The organism is Mucilaginibacter limnophilus (genome assembly GCF_004005815.1).
In the GTDB taxonomy this organism is placed as follows: domain Bacteria; phylum Bacteroidota; class Bacteroidia; order Sphingobacteriales; family Sphingobacteriaceae; genus Mucilaginibacter; species Mucilaginibacter limnophilus.
In genome coordinates, this window is sequence record NZ_SACK01000010.1 from 40,231 (window position 1) to 62,523 (window position 22,293).

Genomic DNA, 22,293 nt, shown 5'->3' on the forward strand with positions numbered 1-22,293 from the left:
CCTGTAAAATGTATATTTACGATATTGCATTATTTAAATGCTTTAAAGTTTTTCTGTTGCCACCATTGATTGTCTGACTTCCATTTTTTATTAACCGATGAAGGATAATATAGTCTCAGCTTATACTTACCTGCTGGGCGGGCGATCAACATTCAAGCTTGAGTCGCGCATATTTCATGCGGTATGCCTGGTTACGTTGCTGGCGCTTTTTTCCAATATTTTTCTTAATAAATTCATTGGTGTCAGCTTGTTATCCTGGCTTATGGCTGCCGGCCTGTTTTTTGTTGGCACTGCCTATTACTATTCCCGTTTTCGCGACAGGTTCGGCGTTAGTATTATTTTATACAATATCCTCAGCAACCTGCTGGTAGTGGTTAATTACTTTTACAATTCAGGTATTGATGGGCCAACACTGCTAATATTTATGCTTTCGTGCTTTATAAATATATCGGTAGTACCACAAAAGCAGTACTGGTATTGGATTAGCCTTAATATTTTACTGGTAATAGGGCTGCTTTTGTATCAGTATTTATATCCTGAGAGTGTACCATACACTTATCCCAGCAAAACCGGACGCTATGTTGATGTAATGTACACCTATATTGTTGTAGCGCTCATTATATCACTTGTTACTACTTACATAAGGCGAAGCTACCAGTCTGAAAAAAATCAGGTTGAACAAAAGGCCGCCGAACTTGAACAGGCAAACATAACCAAGAACAAACTCTTTTCAATACTGGCGCACGATCTGCGTTCCCCGTTAAGCTCTATTCAAAACTATTTGGAGATCCTCGACGAGTACCGCCTGGACGAAGAAGAAAGGCTTTCCATAAACAGAGACCTCCTTAAAACCACACAAAACACCCAGCAAATGTTGTCGAATTTGCTGATGTGGACCAAATCACAAATGGAAGGCGTAAATGTTAATCTGGCGGCGGTAAGATTATCAGAAGTACTGGATACTACCCTGCAGGTTCAAAAAAATGTGGCGCACGAGAAAGGCATTCAATTAACCAACGAACTAAAAAATACTTCGCCGGTAATTGCCGACCCCGATATGCTGCAGCTTATTGTGCGCAACCTGGTAAACAATGCTATAAAATTTACTAACCCAGGCGGACAAATCACCATAGCATCAGAATTATGTAATGATAATGAATGCCGAATTTCAATTAAAGACAATGGCATAGGTATTCCCGCAGAGCAACAGCGCCAAATGTTTTCGCTTAAGGCAAACTCCACTTTTGGTACAAAAAAAGAAAAAGGTGTAGGGCTGGGACTGATGCTTTGTAAAGAGTTTACAGAACTGCAAAATGGCCGTATCTGGTTCGAAAGCACAGCCGGCGAGGGTACATCTTTCTATCTTAGCCTGAAATTATACAAAGGCGATACCAAGCTGCTTGATGAGATGAAAAAAATCAGCATCAATTAGCAACAAAAACCTTAAAAAATCAGTAAAAAAGTTTTTCTATAGTATAAGCATTTTGCGTTTGGCTAAATGTTTACACTTTATGCTTTAAAAATACTGTAACATCAATTTCTATATATAATTTTATATGGATTTGCTACCCTGCTGAACCCTATTGATTAATTTTTATGGAAACCAACCCACTGCGTAATTCTCTTAACGAGGATATGCTAAAACATGTGTTTGTACACAATCTTAACCGGCTGTATTTCGGCAAATGTTATATCAACGCGCATATTAACAATCTTATTAACAAAGCATCTTTTAAAGCATTAAAACTCGGCTTGCAAGAGTTTAGCGACGATTTGAAAAAGCAGATAACAAGGATGCACGAAATATATAAGCTACTGGATGAAGCACCATCAGATGAGAATTGCAATCCGCTGAAATCAATAGTACGTGATAACTTTTGTCTTGATGACCAGCAGGACCTACCGATAATTACCGATACCGATATTACACTTTACATACAAATGCTTGAGCATATTAACATTACCGCCTGCAATATGCTTAAAAGACTGGCTATATTACTTAACTACGATAAAGTTGGACAACTATTAGTAGAATGCTGCGATGAGTCGGCGGATAACGCGCATCTTTTTCAACTCATTACTGCCGAGTATATCGGCTAAGCCAAAAAGTGATTTTCGCATATTATTTATCATCATTTAAATTATTAATTTGCCGCGTATTAACACTCCGCCTCATTATGTTTAAAAAATTATTGGCAGCAGCGCTATTAATAGCTGCTTTTATGCCTGCGCACGCGCAAAACCTGTATATGCCGCGTGATATTACCAACGCTTTTAAAAAAGGTACCCGCTCGGCAGACGGTAAACCAGGCAAAAACTACTGGCAAAATCATGCTAAGTATAATATTACCGTAACTGCACAGCCACCAAACCGCAACATTACCGGTACCGAAACAATTACTTATTTTAATAACAGCCCTGATACGCTTAAGGCGTTAAACATGAAATTGATTTTGAATATTCATAAGCCGGGTGCAGCGAGGTTTTATGCATCAGGCAAGGAGTATTTAACCGAGGGCTTGCAGATAGACAAGTTTATAGCAGGCGGACAACCCGTTAAATGGAATAACGAAGCTCCCGGCACCAACCGCATGGTTAGGTTAAGCAAGCCGTTGCTGCCAAAAGATTCGGTAAAACTGGATATAGACTGGCATTATCAAATCTCGCTTGAAAGCAACCGCGAAGGTATGCTTGATTCAACCACTTATTTTTTAGCATATTTTTACCCGCGTGTATCTGTTTATGACGATTACAATGGCTGGGATATGCTGGAGTTTAACGACGCGCAAGAGTTTTATAACGACTTTAACGACTACACTTTAAACGTACGAGCGCCTAAAAATTATGTAGTTTGGGCTACCGGCACACTGCAAAATACCAAAGAAGTATTGCAGCCCGAGTATGCCAAACGTTTGGAAAAATCATACAAAAGCGACTCGACCATACACATTGCCACCGCGCAAGACATGGCCGCCAAAAAGGTTACCGCACAAAAAGACCTGAACACCTGGACATGGACATCAACCAACATCAGCGATGTGGCCGTTGCGCTTAGCGACCATTATGTTTGGGATGGCGCCAGCGTTATTGTTGACCCGAAAACCAAACGCCGCGCCAGCATGCAGGCGGCCTTTGCTGATTCGGCCAAAGATTTTCACCGTGCAGTACAGTTTGGCCGTAACAGCCTTGGCTGGCTATCGCACAATTGGCCCGGCGTACCCTATCCGTTCCCTAAAATGACAACAGTTATGGGTTTTGCTGATATGGAATACCCTATGATGTGTAATGACAGCCATAACGACGACCCGCAATTCACGCAGTTTGTGCAAGACCATGAGATAGCACATACCTGGTTCCCTTTTTATATGGGCATTAACGAAACCCGATACGCCTTTATGGACGAAGGATGGGCAACTACATTCGAGTTACTGATTGGCACCGCCACATTTGGTAAGGAAAAAGCAGAAGGCTTGTATAAAAACTTCCGCGTGAAAGGTTGGATAAACAATCCTGCCACACACCTCGACCAGCAATTGATAACGCCAACAAGCGAACTGCGCAGCGGTTATGGCATTAACGCTTATGGCAAGCCATCATTAAGCTACCTGGCGTTAAAAGACCTCCTTGGCGACGAACTGTTTAAGAAAGCGCTGCATGGTTACATGGACCGTTGGAATGGCAAGCACCCCATACCATGGGATTACTTCAACAGCATGAGCAGCGTAAGCGGTCAGGATCTTACCTGGTTCTTTAACAACTGGTTCTATACTAATTCGTATATCGACCTGGCGCTAAAAAGTGTGAGCAAAATTGGTGAAGGCTATAAAATGGAAATAGATAACGTGGGCGGTTTCGCCGTTCCGTTTGATATAAAGATTACTTATACCGATGGGTCAACAGGTACTATACACCATACACCGGCCATTTGGCAAGGTAATACCAGGCAGGCTACTTTCAGCATTAAAAATGCTAAAGCTATACAAAGCGTTACTCTTGATGGCGGCATTTTTATGGATGCTAATGAAAACGACAATACTTTTAAGCTTTAAAACAAGGTGCATCGAGCGCGGCGAAAGTATTTTCAGTAAGCTTTTATAAACAAAAACCCGGACTTGCATCCGGGTTTTTTATTAATGTGTGTTATTAATTATGCGTTTTGTACAGCACCGTTCCAGTTGTTAGCGGTGTCTTTCGCTGCTGATTTAGCCTGATCAACTGCGTCACTTGCTTTTGATTTAGCTGTATCAACCAGCGTATCAGTATAATCTGAAGCATTTTCAGCTGCATTTTGGAATTTTGACTTAGCCTTGTCAACCAGGCCGCTGCCGTAATCCTTAACGTTTGATGCTACTGAGCTTGCTTTCTCTTTAGTAGTTTCAAGCAGGTCGCTGAAATAATCAGCAATTTCATCTCTTGTTGCCTTACCGCTGTCAGGGGCAAATAATAAAGCCGCCGCGGCGCCCGCTGCCGCACCTATTAAAAGTGCGGCAACTATTTTCGATTGATCTTTCATGTCTTTCCTTTTGTTTAATAGATGTTTCAGTTAGAGTAACAAAACTCTATATCACTGGTTTAGATTATTTTCAAATAAATTAATACGCCTAATTATGCATTGGCTACAAACGGAGCTTGCTTTAAATAAACGTTGCCTTCAAATTCTTTTTTTATAAAATTACCAAGGTCAGCTGCGCTGATAGACATACCCGGGCAATCGTACAGGTGTACGGCAATTTCTCCTTGTTCATCCGTCTCGCGGATAACAGGCACACGCAATAACGTCCAGTTAAGGTTACTTGCGGCAAGTAACTCATACTCCTTCTGCTTACTTTCAAATATGGCGGGATAATTAGCCTTAACCCATTGCGATAGCTGCCTGTTATATTCGCTTTTATTATCGCCGGGCACATCGATACTTAATCCTGTAACCGCGATGTATCTATTGATATGTAGTTCGTCCATAACAGCAATAATGTTTTCAGCGGCTTTAGCAAAAACAGGGTCAGTTTCGTTTTTAGGCTGCCCTAACATACTTACAACAGCATTGCAACCCGTAAATAATTGCCGCAAAGTTTCCGGGTTTCTTACATCGCCTTTAATTATTTGCACTAACGCATGGTTTGCATATTTCGAAGCAGATTGGTGTACAAGTAATTTTAAATGGTATCTTTTAGTTAAAAGTTGTTTTACAACATATTTCCCGGCTTTGCCGGTGCCGCCAATAACGGCAATAGTTTTATAACTTTGCATTTGATGTCTTTATAAAAAAAAAATAAGGATTATGAGCGCAAGGTGCGCACAAAGAGCAACCACAGTTTTTACTATGGAAGCGTTGAAGGGAATATTTACAAAGACAGTAAGATGTTGTAAAGGTAAAACGGATTCAGGAAACATGCAAATCAATGTTTCATTGTGCCTTATATCAATTACATTTGTTAAAACACTCTTTACAACTTATGGCAAGTAAAATTACAGGTTTCGGCGGTTTCTTTTTCAGATCAAAAGACAGCAAGGCATTAGCTAAATGGTATGAAGATCATTTTGGCATCAACTCTATGCAAAGCGGAACAGTATGGCGGCAGCAGGAAGGAACCACCGTATTTGCGCCTTTTAAACATGACACAACATATTTTGGTCGCCCGGAACAACAGTTTATGCTGAACTTCAGGGTTACAGATCTTGATGCACTGCTTGAAGAGTTAAAAGCGGCAGGCGTAAAAATTGACGAAAGCCGCCATAACGACGAGATTGGTAAGTTTGCCTGGGTATACGATCCGGAAGATAACAAAATTGAACTTTGGGAACCAACTGAGGAGACGAAGTAGTATTAGCCTCGCCTTTCCATGTCATATCGAACGCAGTGAGATATCTTTATTATATAGTATGCATCATGCATAGCGCAGAAGATTTCTCCTCGTTCCTCGTAGAAATGAGTCTTTCAATCCCACACAATATACCACCTGCCCTCATCATTACGGGCATAGCTGAGCCCGTCGGTCATTTCATAAACATCACGCCCTTGTTTTTGATGATAATAATTACGCTTTTCGTACACACGTATGCCATTATTTTCGCGCGTTAAATAAACCATCAGCGCGTTCAGCGTTGGCGATACATCTTCCAGTCGCTGATACTCTCCTTCTTTTACAAATGCCGAACTCATAACTAAATAACTTGTGTAATTGCGAATTTGTTCACATTGTACGCATAAAAGTTGTAACAATACGTTATAACTGGCGTCAGAGCGGGTGAATTAGTGCGATTACGTTAATTAACATTACAGACACTTTTAAATTTTTACTTTTGCTGCCGATGCAAAAAAGACATTTCTACCCTCTCCTGTTACTATTATCACTGTTTATTTCATCAGCTTTTGCGCAAAACCGATACACGGTAAGCGGCACCATACGTGACGCCGCCAGCGGTGAAACGCTTATAGGCGCTACCGTTCGCATACAAGGTGCAGGTGGACAATCGGCCGGGGCGGCCAACGCTTACGGTTTTTATTCGCTTACAAATACCGCCGGCGATTATACGGTGACTGTTAGCTTCACAGGCTATCAAACATACACCAAAAACATTACCCTAAACGGTGATATTAAACTGAACATTGAACTGCAAGGCGGCAGCGAGTTGCAGGAAGTGGTGATTACCGCTACCGACCGTAAAGACGAAAATGTGCGCAGTCCGCAAATGGGTTTGGATAAGCTGAACATGAAGGATCTGGACAACATACCCGTAATCTTTGGTGAGAAAGATGTTCTGAAGACCATCCAACTTTTACCGGGGGTAAAATCAGGCGGCGAAGGCACCACAGGTTTCTTTGTTCGCGGAGGCGCTGCCGATCAAAACCTGATACTGCTTGACGAGGCTGTGGTATATAATTCATCGCACCTGCTTGGCTTCTTCAGTACATTCAATGCTGATGCTATTAAGGATGTCGGCTTATATAAAGGCGGTATGCCCGCGCAATATGGCGGACGTTTATCGTCGGTTTTAGATGTAAAAATGCAGGATGGCAACAACAAAGAATTTGGTGTTGAAGGCGGTATCGGCCTTATCGCGTCACGGATAAAGGTTGAAGGCCCGATAGTGAAAAACCGCGGATCGTTTATGCTAAGCGCAAGGCGTACTTATATCGACCTTCTGCTGCAAGCCTCGCCAGACAGCGCTATTAAAGGCAACACGCTTAATTTTTATGATATCAATGCCAAGGCAAATTATAAGTTTGACGATAAAAATACCATTTACCTGTCGGGATATTTTGGCCGGGACAACATCGGCATCAAAAATCTTTTTGCTAACGACTGGGGTAATACCACACTTACCGTGCGCCTGAATCATGTGTTTAATAACCGCTTGTTCTCGAACACGTCATTCATATTCAATAAATACAATTATAGCATTAGCCTGCTTGACGAGGACAACAATGTAACCGCCACTTCGCTGATACGTGATTTTAACCTAAAGGAAGACCTGCAATACTTCAGCGACAAGCATACTGTACGTTTTGGCGCGCAGGCTACGCATCACCGCATAGCACCGTCAGACATTACTACTGACGGTAAATCGAGCTTTAACCCATTAAGCATTGATAACCGCTACGGGCTTGAAATTGCGGCTTATATATCTGACGAATGGAAGGTAACCGACAGGTTGAGCTTTTTATACGGCCTGCGGATGAGCGGCTTCTCACTTTTAGGACCTGGAACATTCAATACTTATGATGCCGACGGCGAGGTTACTTCATCAAAAAACTACAGAAGCGGGCAGTTTGTAAAAAGTTATTTCTACCCCGAGCCACGTTTTTCGGCAAGCTATAATCTAAATGACGAGAACTCAATTAAGGCATCGTATAACCGCAATACCCAAAACATACACATCCTCACAAACGCCAATACCAGCTCACCTACCGACCAGTATGTGATGAGCAGCAACAATATAAAGCCTGAAATTGCCGACCAGGTAGCCGCTGGCTACTTCAAAAATGCCGACAACAACACATTTGAGTTTTCGGCAGAGCTGTATTACAAATGGATGCAGAACCAGATAGACTATAAAAACGGGGCGCAGCTTATCGCCAATGCCAATGTTGAATCGGAACTGTTGTATGGCAAAGGCCGTGCTTATGGCTTGGAACTTTATGCCAAGAAAACCAAAGGCAGGCTTACCGGCTGGATTAGCTATACGCTGTCAAAAACCGAGCGTCAGTTTGACGGCATTAACAATGGCAGTTATTACCCTGCCCGGCAAGACCGTACGCACGACCTTGCGCTGGTAGGAATATTTAACCTGAACAAACGCTGGTCGTTATCCGCAAATTATATTTACAATACCGGTAACGCGGTTACTTATCCCGCAGGTAAATATAATGTGGGCGGGCTAACCACCTACTATTATACCGACCGTAACGCCAACCGGATGCCGCATACCGAAAGGCTGGATATTAGCGCTACCATAAAGGCAAAGGAGACCAAGAAGTTTAAGTCGAGCTGGTCTATAAGCATATATAACGCGCTTAACCGCAAAAATCCGTACGCCATACAGTTCAGGGATAAAGAGAACGACCCAACCCGTACTGAGGCTGTACAGATAGCCTTATTCGGCATAATACCTTCAGTTACCTGGAATTTTAGTTTTTAATGCAATGTTGAAGAGAATTACATATTTAAGTTTAGCCGCTGCAGGATCATTTTTCTTTTCATCCTGCGAGAAAGTGATTGATGTGGATATTAAAGAATCTCCAAGCCAGCTGGTTATTGAAGGTAATATCAGGGATGGGGACACAGACGGTATGATCAAAGTTACCCGCTCGGTATCCTATACCGACCCGAACTCGTACCCTGCCGTTACCGATGCTGAAATTATCGTTACTGATAAGGCAGGCTTTACCTGGCATCCGCAGCAGCGTGATGTACCGGGCGAATATTATTTCAGGATAGAGGGGCATCCGGGAGAAACCTACACCATGAATGTTAAAGTTGATGGTAAGGAATATATCGCCAAATCAACCATGCCGCAGCCTGTGCAACTCGATTCGATTGGTATAACTTTGCTCACTTTCGGCAATGAAGAGCGCAAGGTGGTAGCTGCCTATTTTAAAGATCCCAAAGGCGTACAAAACCAATACCGTTACCAGCTGTATGTAAATGGCAAGCTTACTAAACGGGTGTATGCCAATGACGACCGCCTGACGGATGGTAACGACATAAAAGAACAGCTTTTTTACCAGGATGATGAGGATAACGAGGAAATAAATGAAGGTGACGTTGTACAGGTGCAGATGCAGTGTATCGACAGGCCTGTATTTAAATATTGGCTAACCCTTGCCGATCAAAGCCAGAACGGTCCCGGTGGCGGCGTTACGCCCGGAAATCCACCATCAAACATAAGTGGCGGCGCATTAGGCTATTTTAGCGCACACACGCTCAGAATGGAAAGCCTTACAGTAAAATAGTCTTTTATTGAACACATAAAATAAAAAAGTCCCGGCAAATTGCCGGGACTTTGTACGTTTAATGGTATATTATATTATAATACTTTAACCTTTACCGCGTTAGGGCCTTTTCTGCCGCTTTCCACTTCAAACTCTACTGAGTCGTTTTCGCGGATCTCGTCGATCAAGCCTGTTGAATGTACAAACACGTCCTGGCCACCGTTTGATGGAGTGATAAAACCAAAACCTTTTGTTACATTGAAAAATTTAACTGTTCCTTGTTGCATGTTATTATTTATTAAAGGCGGCAAGGTAGGTATAATAATCCGCAAACAGGCAAATTTATTTTTTACCTGTTCGGTATCCGGTTAAATTTACCCGGTAATTACTCAGAATATACGCTTTGTACATCATCGCGCAGGTTGTAGCTTGATGCCATTACCTCGCCGTAAGCACCTGCGGTACGCACAGCTATCAGGTCGCCGCGAAACGATTGCGGCAGCTCTACATCCTTACGGAAGCAGTCGGTACTCTCGCATATAGGGCCTACAACGTCGTATTTGGTGATTTGAGATTTGAGATCTGAGATTTGAGAACCCACATCCAAACTTTCGGACTTTCCGACTTCCGGACTTTCCGACTGTCTGCTTAAATTCTCTATCTGGTGATACGCCTGGTACAGCATTGGGCGGATAAGCTCTGTCATGCCGGCATCCAATATCAGGAAATTCTTTTTCAGTCCGTTTTTTACATACAGCACCCTTGAAATAAGCGATGCCGATTGCGCTACCAGCACACGCCCCAATTCAAAGTGCACCTCCTGACCGGGTTTAACCTGCAAAAAGTCTTTAAACACCTTAAAGTAACTGTCAAAGTCGGCTATGTTGTTGGTATCAGGATTGTAATAGTCTACGCCAAAGCCCCCGCCTGCGTTGATCACTTTTACTTTAAAACCACGCTCTTCAAACCAAAGCTGCATTTCATTTATGCGTATGCAAAGGCTTTTAAAAACTTCCATATCGGTTATTTGCGAACCCACATGAAAGTGTATGCCAACAAATTGCAGATTGGCACTTTTGCGCAACGTTTCGGCAACATCATTCAGCTGCCAGGTATTTATACCGAACTTATTTTCGTCTAAACCGGTAGTGATGTAATGATGGGTATGCGCATCAACATTCGGGTTGATACGGATGGCTACACGGGCTGTTTTGTTTTTTGCAGCCGCCAGTTCATTGATCACCTCCAGTTCCTGCACCGATTCCACATTGAAACAGAAAATATCAGCGTCGAGCGCAGCGTTTATTTCCTTGTCCGACTTTCCTACACCGGCGAAAACTACCTTACCTTTATCGAAACCATATTTTACGGCGGCCAGTACCTCGTTACCACTTACACAATCGGCGCCAAAGCCGTAGCTCTGTATACCCTGCAACACCTTTGGATTAAAGTTCGCCTTCATGGCATAATGCACGTGAAAGCCATATTTTGACGATGCTTCACGACATGCCTCAAGCGTTTGACGCAGCAAGTCGAGGTTATAGTAATAGAATGGTGTTTCTAACTGCTGAAATTTTGATATGGTATTGTTATTGAACATTGTGGCAATAGATATTTATTAATTACGTCATTGCGAGGAACGAAGCAATCTCTAAACTTTTTATGCAGATTTGCATATTTAGAGATTGCTTCGTTCCTCGCAATGACGTGGTAGTGTGTCCCTAACGGAAAATTATATCACCCTCAAAACAACCTGCTGTGCAAACTTCTCAGCGCTTCAGTTTTGTACTCAGTTTTCACCAGCAGCGACAAGTTGTTGTTGCTTCCGCCATATGATATCATCCTCACCGGAATATGTTTTACCGCTTCGAGTACACGGGCGGCATAACCATGCTGATCGGCGCTGAAATCACCTACCACACACACAATAGTATGGTTGCTTTCAATTTCAACTGAACCAAAGGTATTCAGTTCATTTTTAATATCATCAATATAAGTTGTATCGTCGATTGTTAATGATACCGCTACTTCCGAAGTAGTAATCATATCAATAGAGGTTTTAAAACGCTCGAAAACCTCAAATACCCTGCGCAGGAAACCATAAGCCAGCAGCATACGGCTCGACTGTATCTTTATAGCTGTGATATCGTCTTTAGCGGCGATAGATTTTATCTTGTTCTTCTCGCTGTCATTAGTGATAAGCGTGCCCTTTGCCTGCGGGTCCATTGTATTTAACAATCGTACCGGTATCTTATATTTTTGTGCGGGGAACACGCTTTGCGGGTGCAATATTTTGGCGCCAAAGTAAGCCAGCTCGGCAGCTTCGTCAAACGATAATTGCGCTATAGGCTGCGTACCTTTTACAATACGTGGGTCATTATTGTGCATGCCATCGATATCAGTCCATATCTGCACCTCTTCGCTACGGATGCCCGCACCTATTAATGAAGCGGTATAGTCGCTTCCTCCACGGCGCAGGTTGTCTATCTCGCCAAAGCTGTTACGACATATGTAGCCTTGTGTGATGAACAGGTTGTTGTCAGGATGTTTTTCCAATAGCGGCGTAAGATGCGAGGTAATGTGATCAACCACCGGCTCGTTATCCTCATCTATTTTCATAAAGTCTAAAGCAGGCAGCAGTACCGATGGTACGCCAATCTCCTTCAAATAAACATGATATAGTGTGGTTGATAACAACTCTCCTTGTGCAAGAATGATCTTTTCTTCAACGTTGGTGAACAAATCGTTAGCCAGGCCGCTAAGCAGGTTAAAATGATAGTCGATCACTTCTTTACCTTGTGATAAAAATTCGGGCTTGGCAAACAGTTCCTTTATGAACACCTCGTACTTATCCTTAAGCGCGGTAACTAAACCTGTGGCCTTGGCCTTATCGCCTGCAAGGTAAGCCTGAGATATCTCTACTAAACTGTTGGTAGTGCCCGATACTGCAGACAGCACTACAATTTGCCTTTGCGACGCATCAATGATATCAAGCAGCTTTTTCATACGCTCGGGGCTGCCTACTGATGTTCCGCCGAATTTTAAAACTTTCATTTATCCTCTGTTTAACTACAATATTGATATACTTTCTCAATATTTTTTGCGGCGCTAAAAATAGGATTTTTAGCCAGTTATAGCTACGTATGGTCAAATTTTATTTTATATGTTAAGCATGACTATTATTATAATTTGTTATCGTCCAAACCGAACCACTATCAAATTTTTTCATATTTTTAAGCACTAATTAAACTGAACTTTTCACATGAAAAAAATTCTACTCCTGGCATGCACCGTCATCGTTTTATGTCTACAGGCTTGTATTAGCGCAAACATTCAATCCAATAAGCAAGCTACGTACACACGTCAGCCCAAAAAAGTTTACTTTATAGTAAACGCCGGTAGCGAGTCAAAAAAATTTACCGCAAATTTTATCAACAGCCTTCAAAAAGCTTTAATGGCAAAAGGAATCGAAAACAACGGACATCAGTATGATCCGCTTTCGCTTGATAGTAATGAAGATATTGAGAAAAGAATTAATGGTTATGATCCCGAAGCGCTTTTAATTATAAAACAAACACGTGTTACAATGATGAACGGTGGCGCAGGAGCCGGTGTATTTGAGGTTGGACTGGTTGATAAGGAGACAAAAAAACAAGTTTGGAAAGGCGTTTTAGATGTTACAGGCCCCTTTACAATGCCTGAAACTGCGTCAAAGGCAGTTAAAACACTTATGCAAAAAATGCAACAAGACAAACTAGTTATATAAGTTTACAAATTTCATCAAATAACTGATATGATTAAAAACCTATACCTTCTTATCTTAGGATTCATGCTGATTTTTCAGGCATGCGGAACAGTTAAAATATCATCAAACAAACAGGCAGATTACACAAAAAAACCGAGAAAAATTTTCATAATGTCTGATTGCGCCAAAGAAGGAAGCAGTTTTTGCAACTTTTTATCGGGGGGATTGCAAAGAGAGTTTATAAACAAAGGGATACAAGCAGATTTTTATATGCGTGATCCACTTTCGCTTGATACAGAGACTGATATCAACAAAAAAATTAGCAGTTATGAGCCTGATGCGGTTTTACTGATAAGGCAAACGGTTGCCGGTTATAGCGTAGGCACCTATGAGCTGACACTAATTGATGGCCAAACCAAAAAAAATGTCTGGAAAAGTGAAGTATCTACAGAATCAGGTAGCTATGGCACTGACTTAGATGTGTTTAAAAAGGCATTAAAAATTGTACTTAATAAGTTGACTACAGATGAAATAATCTAAATAATAGCAAAATTAGTAAACAAGAAATGCCGTTAAATGACGGCATTTCTTGTTTATAGGCAAAATTTTGTTATTGAAAAACAAGCAATTACATTTTATCCAACGAAAATATTATGTATATACATAAATACATGTATATATTTGAGATAACCAATTAAAACAAACCCGTTTAATAAACTATTTTCTGTTTCCCGGCATAATAGCGCACTTGTGTTATTAAACCAATCATTGCTTGTACAGACGTTTATAGCTTAAGCGTATTGCTGCGCCCAAATATGGATATATCAATAAATCAATAAACCAATAAATTAAACTAACCAACAAACCAATTTTATGAAAAAAGCACATTTTTTACCATTGTGCATGATGGCAGTTATCGGGCTGGCCTCATGTCAAAAAACTGAAAAGCTAACCAAACAAAATGATGGCACCGCCAACAGGCCGAAAGGTGTAATGACAGCTTCATCTGACGGTACATGGACAGGCTACTTTCGCAGGACCAGCGGATGGACAGCCGGTGACGCTACAATTTCAATACCTGTAACCAAAGATGGTACTACCTCTTATACACATAGCATCTGGCTATTTGGCGACAGTCATCTTGATGGTATAAATACCGCTAATGAGCCTGACACAAGAAACTGCATGTTTGATGTTTTTAATGGCATGATGCTTCAAAGCGGCAGTATTAACAGTTTTACAACATCTACCGGTGGTGGTTCGGGTAACGCACGTACACGTTTCAAATTTCCTGAGAACGGACAGCCCTTACTTTATATTCCGGGAGACACGTTAAGATTATGGCCTGGCCACGGCTTTGAGAATAATAATACTGTTTATGCTTTTGTAAATGGCTACGATAACCAAATGGCTTTTGCTACCGGTTATAATTATGTAGCCTCATTTGCTTATAACGTTGCATCAGGAGGTGCAATTACAGTTACTAAACTTAATAACAGCAGTGGCAGTACAGGAGTGGTTTGGGGAATGTGGTGTATAGTATCAGGCAATGATGTTTATATTTATGGAACTAAAGGTGGTGGTTATTTAGGTTCAAGTTCTCTTTATGTAGCCAAAGCCAGTAAAACAAATATTACCGGCACCTGGACATATTGGAACGGCTCATCCTTTGTATCCGGTGTAACCAATGCAACCGCCATAGCAAGCGGTTTATCAAACCATGTAAGTATTGTTAAGTTTAAAAACTCTGCTAATGCCGACAGGTATGCACTTATCAATCAAGAGATAACTCTTGGCTGCGGAACCGGACGTAATATAAATCTTTATGGTTGTGCGGCGGCTTTAACCGGTCCGTTCAACTTTAATAAAACGCTTTACACCATAACCGATAAATTGCCAGGCGCAACCGGCCCGAGCGATCCGTATATGAAAACTTATGACACCCAGGCACACCCTCAATTTTCAAGCGGCGGGCTTTTAGTTTCATACAACGTAAATGGCAATTGCACGGGCACCTGCTGGCCTTTGAATTTGCAGGTACCTGCCGATGGCTACCGGCCTAAATTTATACGTATACCGTTAACCGACTTTGAGTCAAACATTACCAGTGTAAGCCAAACCTGGTAATAACTAATTCACTATTGATATATCACAAAGGGCAGGATGAACATCCTGCCCTTTTGATTATTCTTTTTATTTATTAACACAAGAAACCAATCGGGCTGTTTAAGCGTACTTGCTATAACGACATTTATAATATTGCCATTATATTGACGTTAATTTAAAATTCTATCAAATTTACATGCTATCGATAGACATATTTTACCAAAATGAAAAAGCCATATTTAAAATGCCACAGGTGCGGAACTCCGTATCACTTTGAAAGACCCGGCGGATTGCTGAAAAACGTTTTGTTTTTTTTACCAATACGCAGATTCTTTTGCGCGCATTGTTTGAAAGATACCTATGTGCTCATCTCAAAAGAAAAGTATAAGCAATACGAAGCAATATAAACAATTATAAGTTCGCTGTATCTCTGCTCACAGTGTGAATATCCGTATTTAGATAATCCTTTTCAATCAAGCCGTCACGCATACGCACAATGCGATGGGCATGCTGGGCAATATCCTCTTCGTGGGTTACCAGTATAATGGTGTTGCCCCTGGCGTGAATATCTTCTATGAGCCCCATTATTTCGATAGAGGTTTTAGTGTCCAGGTTACCGGTAGGTTCGTCTGCCAGAATAATGGATGGGTTATTGATAAGCGCCCTGGCCACGGCCACACGCTGGCGCTGCCCGCCCGAAAGCTCATTTGGTTTATGACTGATCCTGTTGCCTAAACCTACGTTCTCTAACGCCTTTTTTGCCCTGGCGCTGCGTTCATCTTTACTTATACCGGCATACACTAACGGCAGTGCAACATTATCAAGCGAGGTGTTGCGTGGCAGCAGGTTAAATGTTTGAAAAACAAAGCCAATTTCTTTATTCCTTACTTCGGCGAGTTCGTCGTCGCTCATGCGGCTAACATCAATACCGTTAAGTATATATTGACCTTTTGAAGGCGTATCCAAACACCCCAAAATATTCATCAGTGTTGATTTACCTGACCCCGACGGACCCATCAGCGCCACAAATTCACCTTTGTTTATAGTAAGTGATACCGATTTTATAGCGTGAATTACTTCGGCGCCTATCACATATTTACGGCCTATATCTTTAACGGTAATTAGTGGCTGAACTGCGTTATATTTTTCGGTAATAAGTGGCTCCATGTAATTTTAAGGCTTTGACTGTAATAATGGATAAAATGTTACAAGTCTATTTTACTTTCGGAAGTTGGATTGTTGAATTATTGATACGTTGTCATTTCGACCGCAGGGAGAAATCTTTTGAAAGCGCCTGAACAAATATGTATATCTCAAAAGATTTCTCCTCATTCTTCATCGAAATGACATTATTTAGTAAACTTTCATTTCGAAATCGAAAATCGAAATCCGAACTCAAGGAATCACCTTGGCTACCAAAATATGGCTGCCGTCATGTTTAGGAGCGTTCAGCAGCGCTTCTTCAGTAGTAATATCGTGCTTAACAACATCCTCGCGTAATACGTTATCCTCGGTTGTCATGTACACAAGCGGCTCAACACCGGTGGTATCCACCTCGTTCAGCTTGTCCATAAAGTCGAGTATCCGGCTCATGTCCTTTATCATTTCCTGCTTTTCGTCTTCAGCAAGTTCAAGCCGGGCCAGATGTGCTATCTTGTCAACGGTTTCTTTATCAATGGTCATGCTTGTTGTAGTTTTTGGTTGATGATATTATACACCTGCTCGCGCAAGGCTTCGGCATCATCAAGTGTTAAATGTGCTGTTTCAACAGGCTTATGTACAAATATATTACAAACACCCGGTTTGCTGCCAAGTTTCTTGCCATCGTCCCACAAAATTTGCCAGGTATTCAATGATGTAACGGGAATTACAGGTATTTTATGTTCAATAGCCATGCGAAATGGCCCGTTTTTAAAGGCAATCAGTTCGGGCGGATAAATATCAGGAATGGTACCTTCGGGGAAGATCACCATCGTCATGCCCTGCTGCAACCTCTCTGAAGCAGCCTTGAACGCCCTGAACGAAGACATTTTGCTTTCACGGTTCACCGGAATGTCTACCGTTTGAAAGAACAGGCGTGTTACTACACCGTCAAGCAGTTCGTCCTTACCCATAAAGCAGATATTATTCTTAATGGCAAGACTCATGGCGGTTATATCGAGGTTTGAAGTATGGTTTGGGCAAATTATGTAGGCTTTGCTCCAGTCGATACGCTGTTCGTAGTCAATATTATATGTAATACCGGCCACCATTGAACTAATAAAGCCCCATACCCGGCGTACCTTGTTCATGCTTTTGTAACGACCAGGGTTACGCGAATAGTAATACAAAAACGGCCAGAAAATGAAGTAAAAAAGACCGACGCTATACCTGTAAATCTGGGTGTGGACCTTTTTCAATATCAATTTCATCGGCACCAAAAATATAAAAAATACTTACTTTCGCCCCTATGGAAACAGTTGTTAGTGGTATCCGGTCGACCGGAAATTTGCACTTGGGGAATTATTATGGCGCTATACAAAACTTTATAAAAATGCAGCATGAGTATAACTGCTACTTTTTTATAGCCGACCTGCATTCGCTTACCACACATCCTACTCCTGCCAACCTGCACAACAATGTAAAGCAGGTGCTTATTGAATATCTTGCCGCGGGTATCGACCCTGAAAAGGCCACCATATATGTACAAAGCGACGTTCCGGAAATATCAGAGCTTTACCTGTACCTGAACATGAACGCATACCTGGGCGAACTTGAGCGCAGCACATCTTTTAAAGATAAAGTGCGCGCAAATCCTGAGAACGTAAACGCCGGCCTGCTTACTTACCCGGTTTTAATGGCTGCCGATATCATTATTCATAAAGCTACCAAAGTACCTGTTGGTAAAGACCAGGAACAACACCTGGAAATGGCCCGCACTTTCGGCAACCGTTTTAACCGATTGTATAACCATGAATATTTCCCTGAACCGTATGCATTTAGTTACGGCGAAAGCCTGGTAAAAATTCCGGGGCTTGATGGTAAAGGCAAGATGGGAAAATCGGAAGGTGAAGGCAACGCCATCTTTTTAGCTGATAGTCCTGAAGTGATCCGCAAAAAAGTAATGCGCGCCGTTACTGATAGCGGCCCGACTACGGAAAACCAGACCAAACCCCAGGAGATACAAAATCTGTTCGATTTAATGAAGGTGGTATCGTCAGAAGATACCGTAGCACACTTCGATAACCTTTACAACACCATGCAGGTACGTTACGGCGATCTTAAAAAACAACTTGCCGAAGACATGATCATCGCCACGGCCCCTATCCGCGACCGGATAAACGACATTGCCAACGATGCCGAATACCTGCGTAAAGTAGCTAAACTGGGTGCTGAAAAAGCCCGGGAAAGCGCGTCGAAAACGCTGAGGGAAGTAAGGGAGATCATCGGGTTCAGGAGTTTTTGATTGGCTTATAGTTGATAGTTCATCGTTCATGGTGTATATTAGCTGTCCATGGTTGATATTTCGTAGTTCATAATTAAAAACAAGAATTGAGCGGCCATGAACTATCAACAATTAACCATAAACCCAAAATATGCACATAGCAATTGTAGGCAATATAGGCGCTGGCAAAACTACTTTAACCGAACTGCTGGCAAAAAATTACGGTTGGGAACCGCTGTTCGAAGCGGTTGATAATAACCCCTACCTTGAAGACTTTTACAGCGACATGAAACGCTGGAGCTTCAACCTGCAAATATATTTTTTAAATAGCCGCTACCGTCAAATCATCGAGATACAAAAAAGCGGGCGCAATGTGATACAGGACCGTACCATTTACGAGGATGCCTACATTTTTGCCGAGAACCTGCACGATATGGGTTTGATGACCACCCGTGATTATCAAAACTATCAGTCGATTTTTGACAATATTACCTCGTTCATAAAACCGCCTGATCTGTTGATATATCTTAAGGCTTCGGTACCAACGCTTGTAAATAACATACAGCGCCGCGGCCGCGAATATGAAAGCGGCATCAGACTTGATTATCTTTCAAAGCTGAACGAAAAATACGAGAAATGGATAAAGGGCTACAAGCTGGGTAAGCTGCTTATTATTGATAAAGACAACCTTGATTTCGCTAACAATCCTGAAGACTTAGGTAACATTGTTCAGATGATTGAACGGGAAATACACGGGTTGTTTTAACCCCACCTAACCCTCCCTAAAGGATAGGGGCTTTATAATTATTGTATGGTGGATAACACAATATCAAATATATCTCTCCCCTCTGGGGAGATCAAGAGGGACATCCTCGGCATCATTCCGGCCCGCTATGCCTCAAGCCGTTTCCCCGGCAAGCCCTTGGTCGACATCGGCGGTAAAAGCATGATACAGCGCGTGTATGAGCAGGCTAAAAAATGCACCTCGCTGGCGAAGGTTGTTGTAGCTACTGATGACGAGAGGATTTTTAACCATGTAACAACTTTTGGCGGCGAAGCGGTAATTACAGGTGAGCACCACCAAAGCGGCACCGACCGTTGTGCCGAGGTAGCAGCCGTGCACCATGAATATAATATTATCATCAATATACAGGGCGATGAACCTTACATCGATCCGGCACAGATTACCAAACTCGCCGGTTGTTTTGCAGATGGCAATACTGAGATAGCCACTTTGATAAAGCAAATAAAAACGCCTGAAGACTTGCTGAATACCAATTCGCCCAAGGTAGTGGTGAATGTTCTTAATGAGGCGATATACTTTTCAAGATCACCCCTGCCCCATTATCGCGGCGAAGAAATAACTAACTGGCTTGAGCATCACACTTATTATAAACATATTGGCATATATGGTTACCGCGCCGATGTATTAAAGCAGATAACCCAACTCCCTGTATCATCATTGGAAACGGCCGAAAAGCTGGAGCAGCTTCGCTGGATTGAAAATGGCTACCACATAAAGGTTGCCGAAACCGTGCTGGAAACACATGCTATAGATACGCCGGAAGATTTGCAATTGCTGTTTAAAAAGCAATCAGATAATTAATCAACAGAACGATGAAAATAGGGCGCCGCTTCAATCAGCTAACATTTAATGAGTATCTGCTCTGCATTGATAACTATAAAAAGTACTCAAACTTTAATACCCTTGGGTTGTATCGTTCTCTTTTAGAAAATGAAAATCTAACAATTGCCGAAAAAATTGAAGTGCGGGATTATGCACACAAAACATTTAAGAAAGCATTTAATTTTTTTCAATTAAAAGACCCACAAGTATATGTTGAAGTTTCTACCCTGGGCGAAACAATAACAGAAGGTGATAAGGAAAAACTTTGGGCTGACATCCGCAAAAACCAGCAGCAGATATTAGGTGACAAACGAATCAGGCACCGTAATTTTGGCACTTACTCTAAACATAATTGTCCTTATAATGACTGTATTTTTAATGGTATCATGATCAGGCAAGGGTCGGTGCTTTCACATGGCGGTATGCATTTTTATAGCGATAGAAGCAAGTATGGTCGGGAAGCAAAATTCCAAAAAAGGAAATTGGACAGGAAACAAAAAAGGCAAATTATTAACCACCACCTGCTTACCGAATAAAAGCACAAAGCATCATCAAACCATTAGCTTTACATATAGTTAAGTAGAAAAACACATTGCAGATAATGGCTGGCAAAAAAATTTACTATTTAGCTTTCACCTTACTTTCAATATCTGTACTGCTTGCCTCGTGCAGCGAGCAGGGTGGTATGGGCATATTCAAAAAACAATCGCCGCACGAGGCTTATGGCGATAAGCTAAAGAATGCCGGCCTCGACCGTACAGCCATGGGCAGCAAATGGTTTTTCAATGCTAATGATGTGTTGACCAAAACGCTTAACATCACCATCCCATATCGTGAAACAGGTTACTTTGCCGCCGATAAACCCGGGGTAACCGCTTTGCGCTTTGATGCCAAACGCGGCCGCAAGATCAGCATCAACCTGGTAAAAAAACCGGCGGTTAACTTTAGTATTTATGTTGATCTGTTTGAACTGAAAACTAATAACGAAACCAAGCTACTTGCATCAGCAGATACCACCGGAACCTTGCTTGAATACGAGATAAAAAAAGATGGCAGATACATCATCCGCCTGCAACCTGAGTTACTGCAAAGCGGTGAATATACACTTACCGTTTCAGCCGGACCGTCGTTGGCGTTCCCCGTATCGTCATCGGGAAAGCCTTACATAGGCAGTATCTGGGGCGACGCTCGTGACGCAGGCATACGCCGGCATGAAGGCATTGACATTTTTGCGCCGAAGCTTACGCCTGCCTTAGCAGCCGCAAACGGCACCGTGAGCAATGTAACCGAGAACGCCCTGGGAGGCAGGGTTGTATTCTTTCATCCTAATAATGCCGACTATACCCTGTACTACGCCCACCTTGATGTGCAATCTGTACAAGCCGGTCAGCAACTGCGCATAGGCGATACAGTCGGACTTGTTGGCAATACCGGCAACGCACGTAATACACCGTCGCACCTGCATTTTGGCATATATGCAGATGGTGGGGCAATAAACCCTTTAGCTTTTATCGAAAAAGAATCTGCCCAACCACCCACACTTACCGCCCCACTGGTTAACCTGAATGCTACCGTACGTACTTCAAACATTATCAATAAATTGTATGACAGTCCGGCAGAAAAAGGCCAAACGTTGTTAAACCTGCCTAAAAATGCCGCCCTTACGGTAGAAGCTGCGTCGGCATCGTTTTATAAAGTAAAACTGCCGAACGGCTTAAGCGGCTACATAAGCGCCCGGGCTGTCGACCCGGTAAGTACTTTGCGCACCATAACTTTAAAAAGTGAACAGCGTTTGCTTGAAACCCCGGATACATTAACTGCGCCAAGTAAAAAACTGCTGGCGGCTGGCAATAAAGTTGATGTGCTGGCGGCTTTCAAAAATTATTATCTGGTGAATGATGATGGGGTTACGGGATGGGTGCTGGCTGAGTAAGATTTTAGCTTCGTCATGTCGAACA

At 42.2% G+C, this 22,293-nt stretch carries 23 protein-coding genes; 14 read left to right on the forward strand and 9 right to left on the reverse strand.

The features are described from left to right. The first annotated feature begins 97 nt into the window (after window positions 1–97). From EOD41_RS18305 to EOD41_RS18315, 3 genes are all read left to right on the forward strand, one after another. Window positions 98–1,432, forward strand: coding sequence for a sensor histidine kinase (locus EOD41_RS18305; protein ID WP_127707663.1), 1,335 nt, complete (start codon window positions 98–100; stop codon window positions 1,430–1,432). Window positions 1,433–1,596: 164 nt separating this feature from the next. Continuing rightward, a complete protein-coding gene (locus tag EOD41_RS18310; protein WP_127707665.1) occupies window positions 1,597–2,100 on the forward strand; it encodes a DUF892 family protein in 504 nt (167 codons plus the stop codon). A 77-nt stretch (window positions 2,101–2,177) separates the two neighbouring features. Further along, on the forward strand, window positions 2,178–4,049 hold the full coding sequence (locus EOD41_RS18315; RefSeq protein ID WP_127707667.1) for a M1 family metallopeptidase: 1,872 nt from the start codon (window positions 2,178–2,180) through the stop codon (window positions 4,047–4,049). Window positions 4,050–4,147: 98 nt separating this feature from the next. On the opposite strand, the gene EOD41_RS18320 is transcribed toward EOD41_RS18315, so the two are convergent. Together EOD41_RS18320 and EOD41_RS18325 are read right to left on the reverse strand one after the other, a co-directional pair. Then, a complete protein-coding gene (locus EOD41_RS18320) occupies window positions 4,148–4,513 on the reverse strand; it encodes a YtxH domain-containing protein (protein WP_127707669.1) in 366 nt (121 codons plus the stop codon). Window positions 4,514–4,605: 92 nt separating this feature from the next. Beyond that, on the reverse strand, window positions 4,606–5,247 hold the full coding sequence (locus tag EOD41_RS18325; protein WP_127707671.1) for an NAD(P)-dependent oxidoreductase: 642 nt from the start codon (window positions 5,245–5,247) through the stop codon (window positions 4,606–4,608). 206 nt (window positions 5,248–5,453) lie between these two features. On the opposite strand from EOD41_RS18325, the gene EOD41_RS18330 reads away from it, so the two are divergent. Continuing rightward, the gene (locus EOD41_RS18330) at window positions 5,454–5,822 is read left to right on the forward strand and encodes a VOC family protein (RefSeq protein WP_127707673.1); all 369 of its coding nucleotides are present in this window, start codon (window positions 5,454–5,456) and stop codon (window positions 5,820–5,822) included. Between the two features lie 113 nt (window positions 5,823–5,935). Here EOD41_RS18330 and EOD41_RS18335 read toward each other — a convergent pair whose 3' ends face one another. Continuing rightward, window positions 5,936–6,160, reverse strand: coding sequence for a hypothetical protein (locus EOD41_RS18335; RefSeq protein WP_127707675.1), 225 nt, complete (start codon window positions 6,158–6,160; stop codon window positions 5,936–5,938). 149 nt (window positions 6,161–6,309) lie between these two features. Between EOD41_RS18335 and EOD41_RS18340 the strand changes: the two genes are divergently transcribed. Together EOD41_RS18340 and EOD41_RS18345 are read left to right on the forward strand one after the other, a co-directional pair. Beyond that, window positions 6,310–8,640: a TonB-dependent receptor gene (locus tag EOD41_RS18340; protein ID WP_127707677.1), complete on the forward strand. Its 2,331-nt coding sequence runs from the start codon at window positions 6,310–6,312 to the stop codon at window positions 8,638–8,640. Window positions 8,641–8,644: 4 nt separating this feature from the next. Continuing rightward, window positions 8,645–9,454, forward strand: coding sequence for a DUF4249 domain-containing protein (locus tag EOD41_RS18345; RefSeq protein WP_127707679.1), 810 nt, complete (start codon window positions 8,645–8,647; stop codon window positions 9,452–9,454). 74 nt (window positions 9,455–9,528) lie between these two features. Here the strand turns inward: EOD41_RS18345 and EOD41_RS18350 are convergent, their stop codons facing one another. The 3 genes from EOD41_RS18350 to EOD41_RS18360 form a co-directional block, all read right to left on the reverse strand. Further along, complete coding sequence (locus tag EOD41_RS18350; protein WP_127707681.1) at window positions 9,529–9,720, reverse strand: cold-shock protein; 192 nt, start codon at window positions 9,718–9,720, stop codon at window positions 9,529–9,531. Window positions 9,721–9,818: 98 nt separating this feature from the next. Then, the gene (lysA, locus tag EOD41_RS18355; protein WP_127707683.1) at window positions 9,819–11,033 is read right to left on the reverse strand and encodes a diaminopimelate decarboxylase; all 1,215 of its coding nucleotides are present in this window, start codon (window positions 11,031–11,033) and stop codon (window positions 9,819–9,821) included. Between the two features lie 143 nt (window positions 11,034–11,176). Next, window positions 11,177–12,487, reverse strand: a complete 1,311-nt coding sequence (locus tag EOD41_RS18360) for an aspartate kinase (protein WP_127707685.1) — start codon at window positions 12,485–12,487, stop codon at window positions 11,177–11,179. Between the two features lie 208 nt (window positions 12,488–12,695). On the opposite strand from EOD41_RS18360, the gene EOD41_RS18365 reads away from it, so the two are divergent. The 3 genes from EOD41_RS18365 to EOD41_RS18375 all read left to right on the forward strand — a co-directional run bounded on the left by EOD41_RS18365 (window position 12,696) and on the right by EOD41_RS18375 (window position 15,305). Then, window positions 12,696–13,199: a hypothetical protein gene (locus tag EOD41_RS18365; RefSeq protein WP_127707687.1), complete on the forward strand. Its 504-nt coding sequence runs from the start codon at window positions 12,696–12,698 to the stop codon at window positions 13,197–13,199. Between the two features lie 27 nt (window positions 13,200–13,226). Next, on the forward strand, window positions 13,227–13,718 hold the full coding sequence (locus EOD41_RS18370) for a hypothetical protein (protein WP_127707689.1): 492 nt from the start codon (window positions 13,227–13,229) through the stop codon (window positions 13,716–13,718). A gap of 333 nt (window positions 13,719–14,051) precedes the next feature. Next, window positions 14,052–15,305 (forward strand): hypothetical protein, encoded by a 1,254-nt coding sequence (locus EOD41_RS18375; RefSeq protein WP_127707691.1) that lies wholly within the window; start codon window positions 14,052–14,054, stop codon window positions 15,303–15,305. Between the two features lie 390 nt (window positions 15,306–15,695). On the opposite strand, the gene EOD41_RS18380 is transcribed toward EOD41_RS18375, so the two are convergent. From EOD41_RS18380 to EOD41_RS18390, 3 genes are all read right to left on the reverse strand, one after another. Continuing rightward, entirely contained in the window at window positions 15,696–16,451 is a 756-nt protein-coding gene (locus EOD41_RS18380; protein WP_127707693.1) for an ABC transporter ATP-binding protein, read from the reverse strand. 228 nt (window positions 16,452–16,679) lie between these two features. Continuing rightward, window positions 16,680–16,967 (reverse strand): Asp-tRNA(Asn)/Glu-tRNA(Gln) amidotransferase subunit GatC, encoded by a 288-nt coding sequence (gene gatC / locus EOD41_RS18385; protein WP_127707696.1) that lies wholly within the window; start codon window positions 16,965–16,967, stop codon window positions 16,680–16,682. Further along, the gene (locus EOD41_RS18390; RefSeq protein WP_127707698.1) at window positions 16,964–17,695 is read right to left on the reverse strand and encodes a lysophospholipid acyltransferase family protein; all 732 of its coding nucleotides are present in this window, start codon (window positions 17,693–17,695) and stop codon (window positions 16,964–16,966) included. The genes gatC and EOD41_RS18390 overlap by 4 nt, the downstream gene beginning before the upstream one ends. A gap of 38 nt (window positions 17,696–17,733) precedes the next feature. Between EOD41_RS18390 and trpS the strand changes: the two genes are divergently transcribed. From trpS to EOD41_RS18415, 5 genes are all read left to right on the forward strand, one after another. Next, window positions 17,734–18,729: a tryptophan--tRNA ligase gene (trpS, locus tag EOD41_RS18395; RefSeq protein ID WP_127707700.1), complete on the forward strand. Its 996-nt coding sequence runs from the start codon at window positions 17,734–17,736 to the stop codon at window positions 18,727–18,729. A gap of 130 nt (window positions 18,730–18,859) precedes the next feature. Then, window positions 18,860–19,474 (forward strand): deoxynucleoside kinase, encoded by a 615-nt coding sequence (locus EOD41_RS18400; RefSeq protein WP_127707703.1) that lies wholly within the window; start codon window positions 18,860–18,862, stop codon window positions 19,472–19,474. 45 nt (window positions 19,475–19,519) lie between these two features. Beyond that, window positions 19,520–20,314, forward strand: a complete 795-nt coding sequence (gene kdsB, locus EOD41_RS18405) for a 3-deoxy-manno-octulosonate cytidylyltransferase (RefSeq protein ID WP_127707705.1) — start codon at window positions 19,520–19,522, stop codon at window positions 20,312–20,314. A gap of 11 nt (window positions 20,315–20,325) precedes the next feature. Further along, window positions 20,326–20,871 (forward strand): hypothetical protein, encoded by a 546-nt coding sequence (locus EOD41_RS18410; RefSeq protein WP_127707707.1) that lies wholly within the window; start codon window positions 20,326–20,328, stop codon window positions 20,869–20,871. Between the two features lie 65 nt (window positions 20,872–20,936). Continuing rightward, on the forward strand, window positions 20,937–22,268 hold the full coding sequence (locus EOD41_RS18415; RefSeq protein ID WP_127707709.1) for a M23 family metallopeptidase: 1,332 nt from the start codon (window positions 20,937–20,939) through the stop codon (window positions 22,266–22,268). Window positions 22,269–22,293 lie beyond the last annotated feature (25 nt).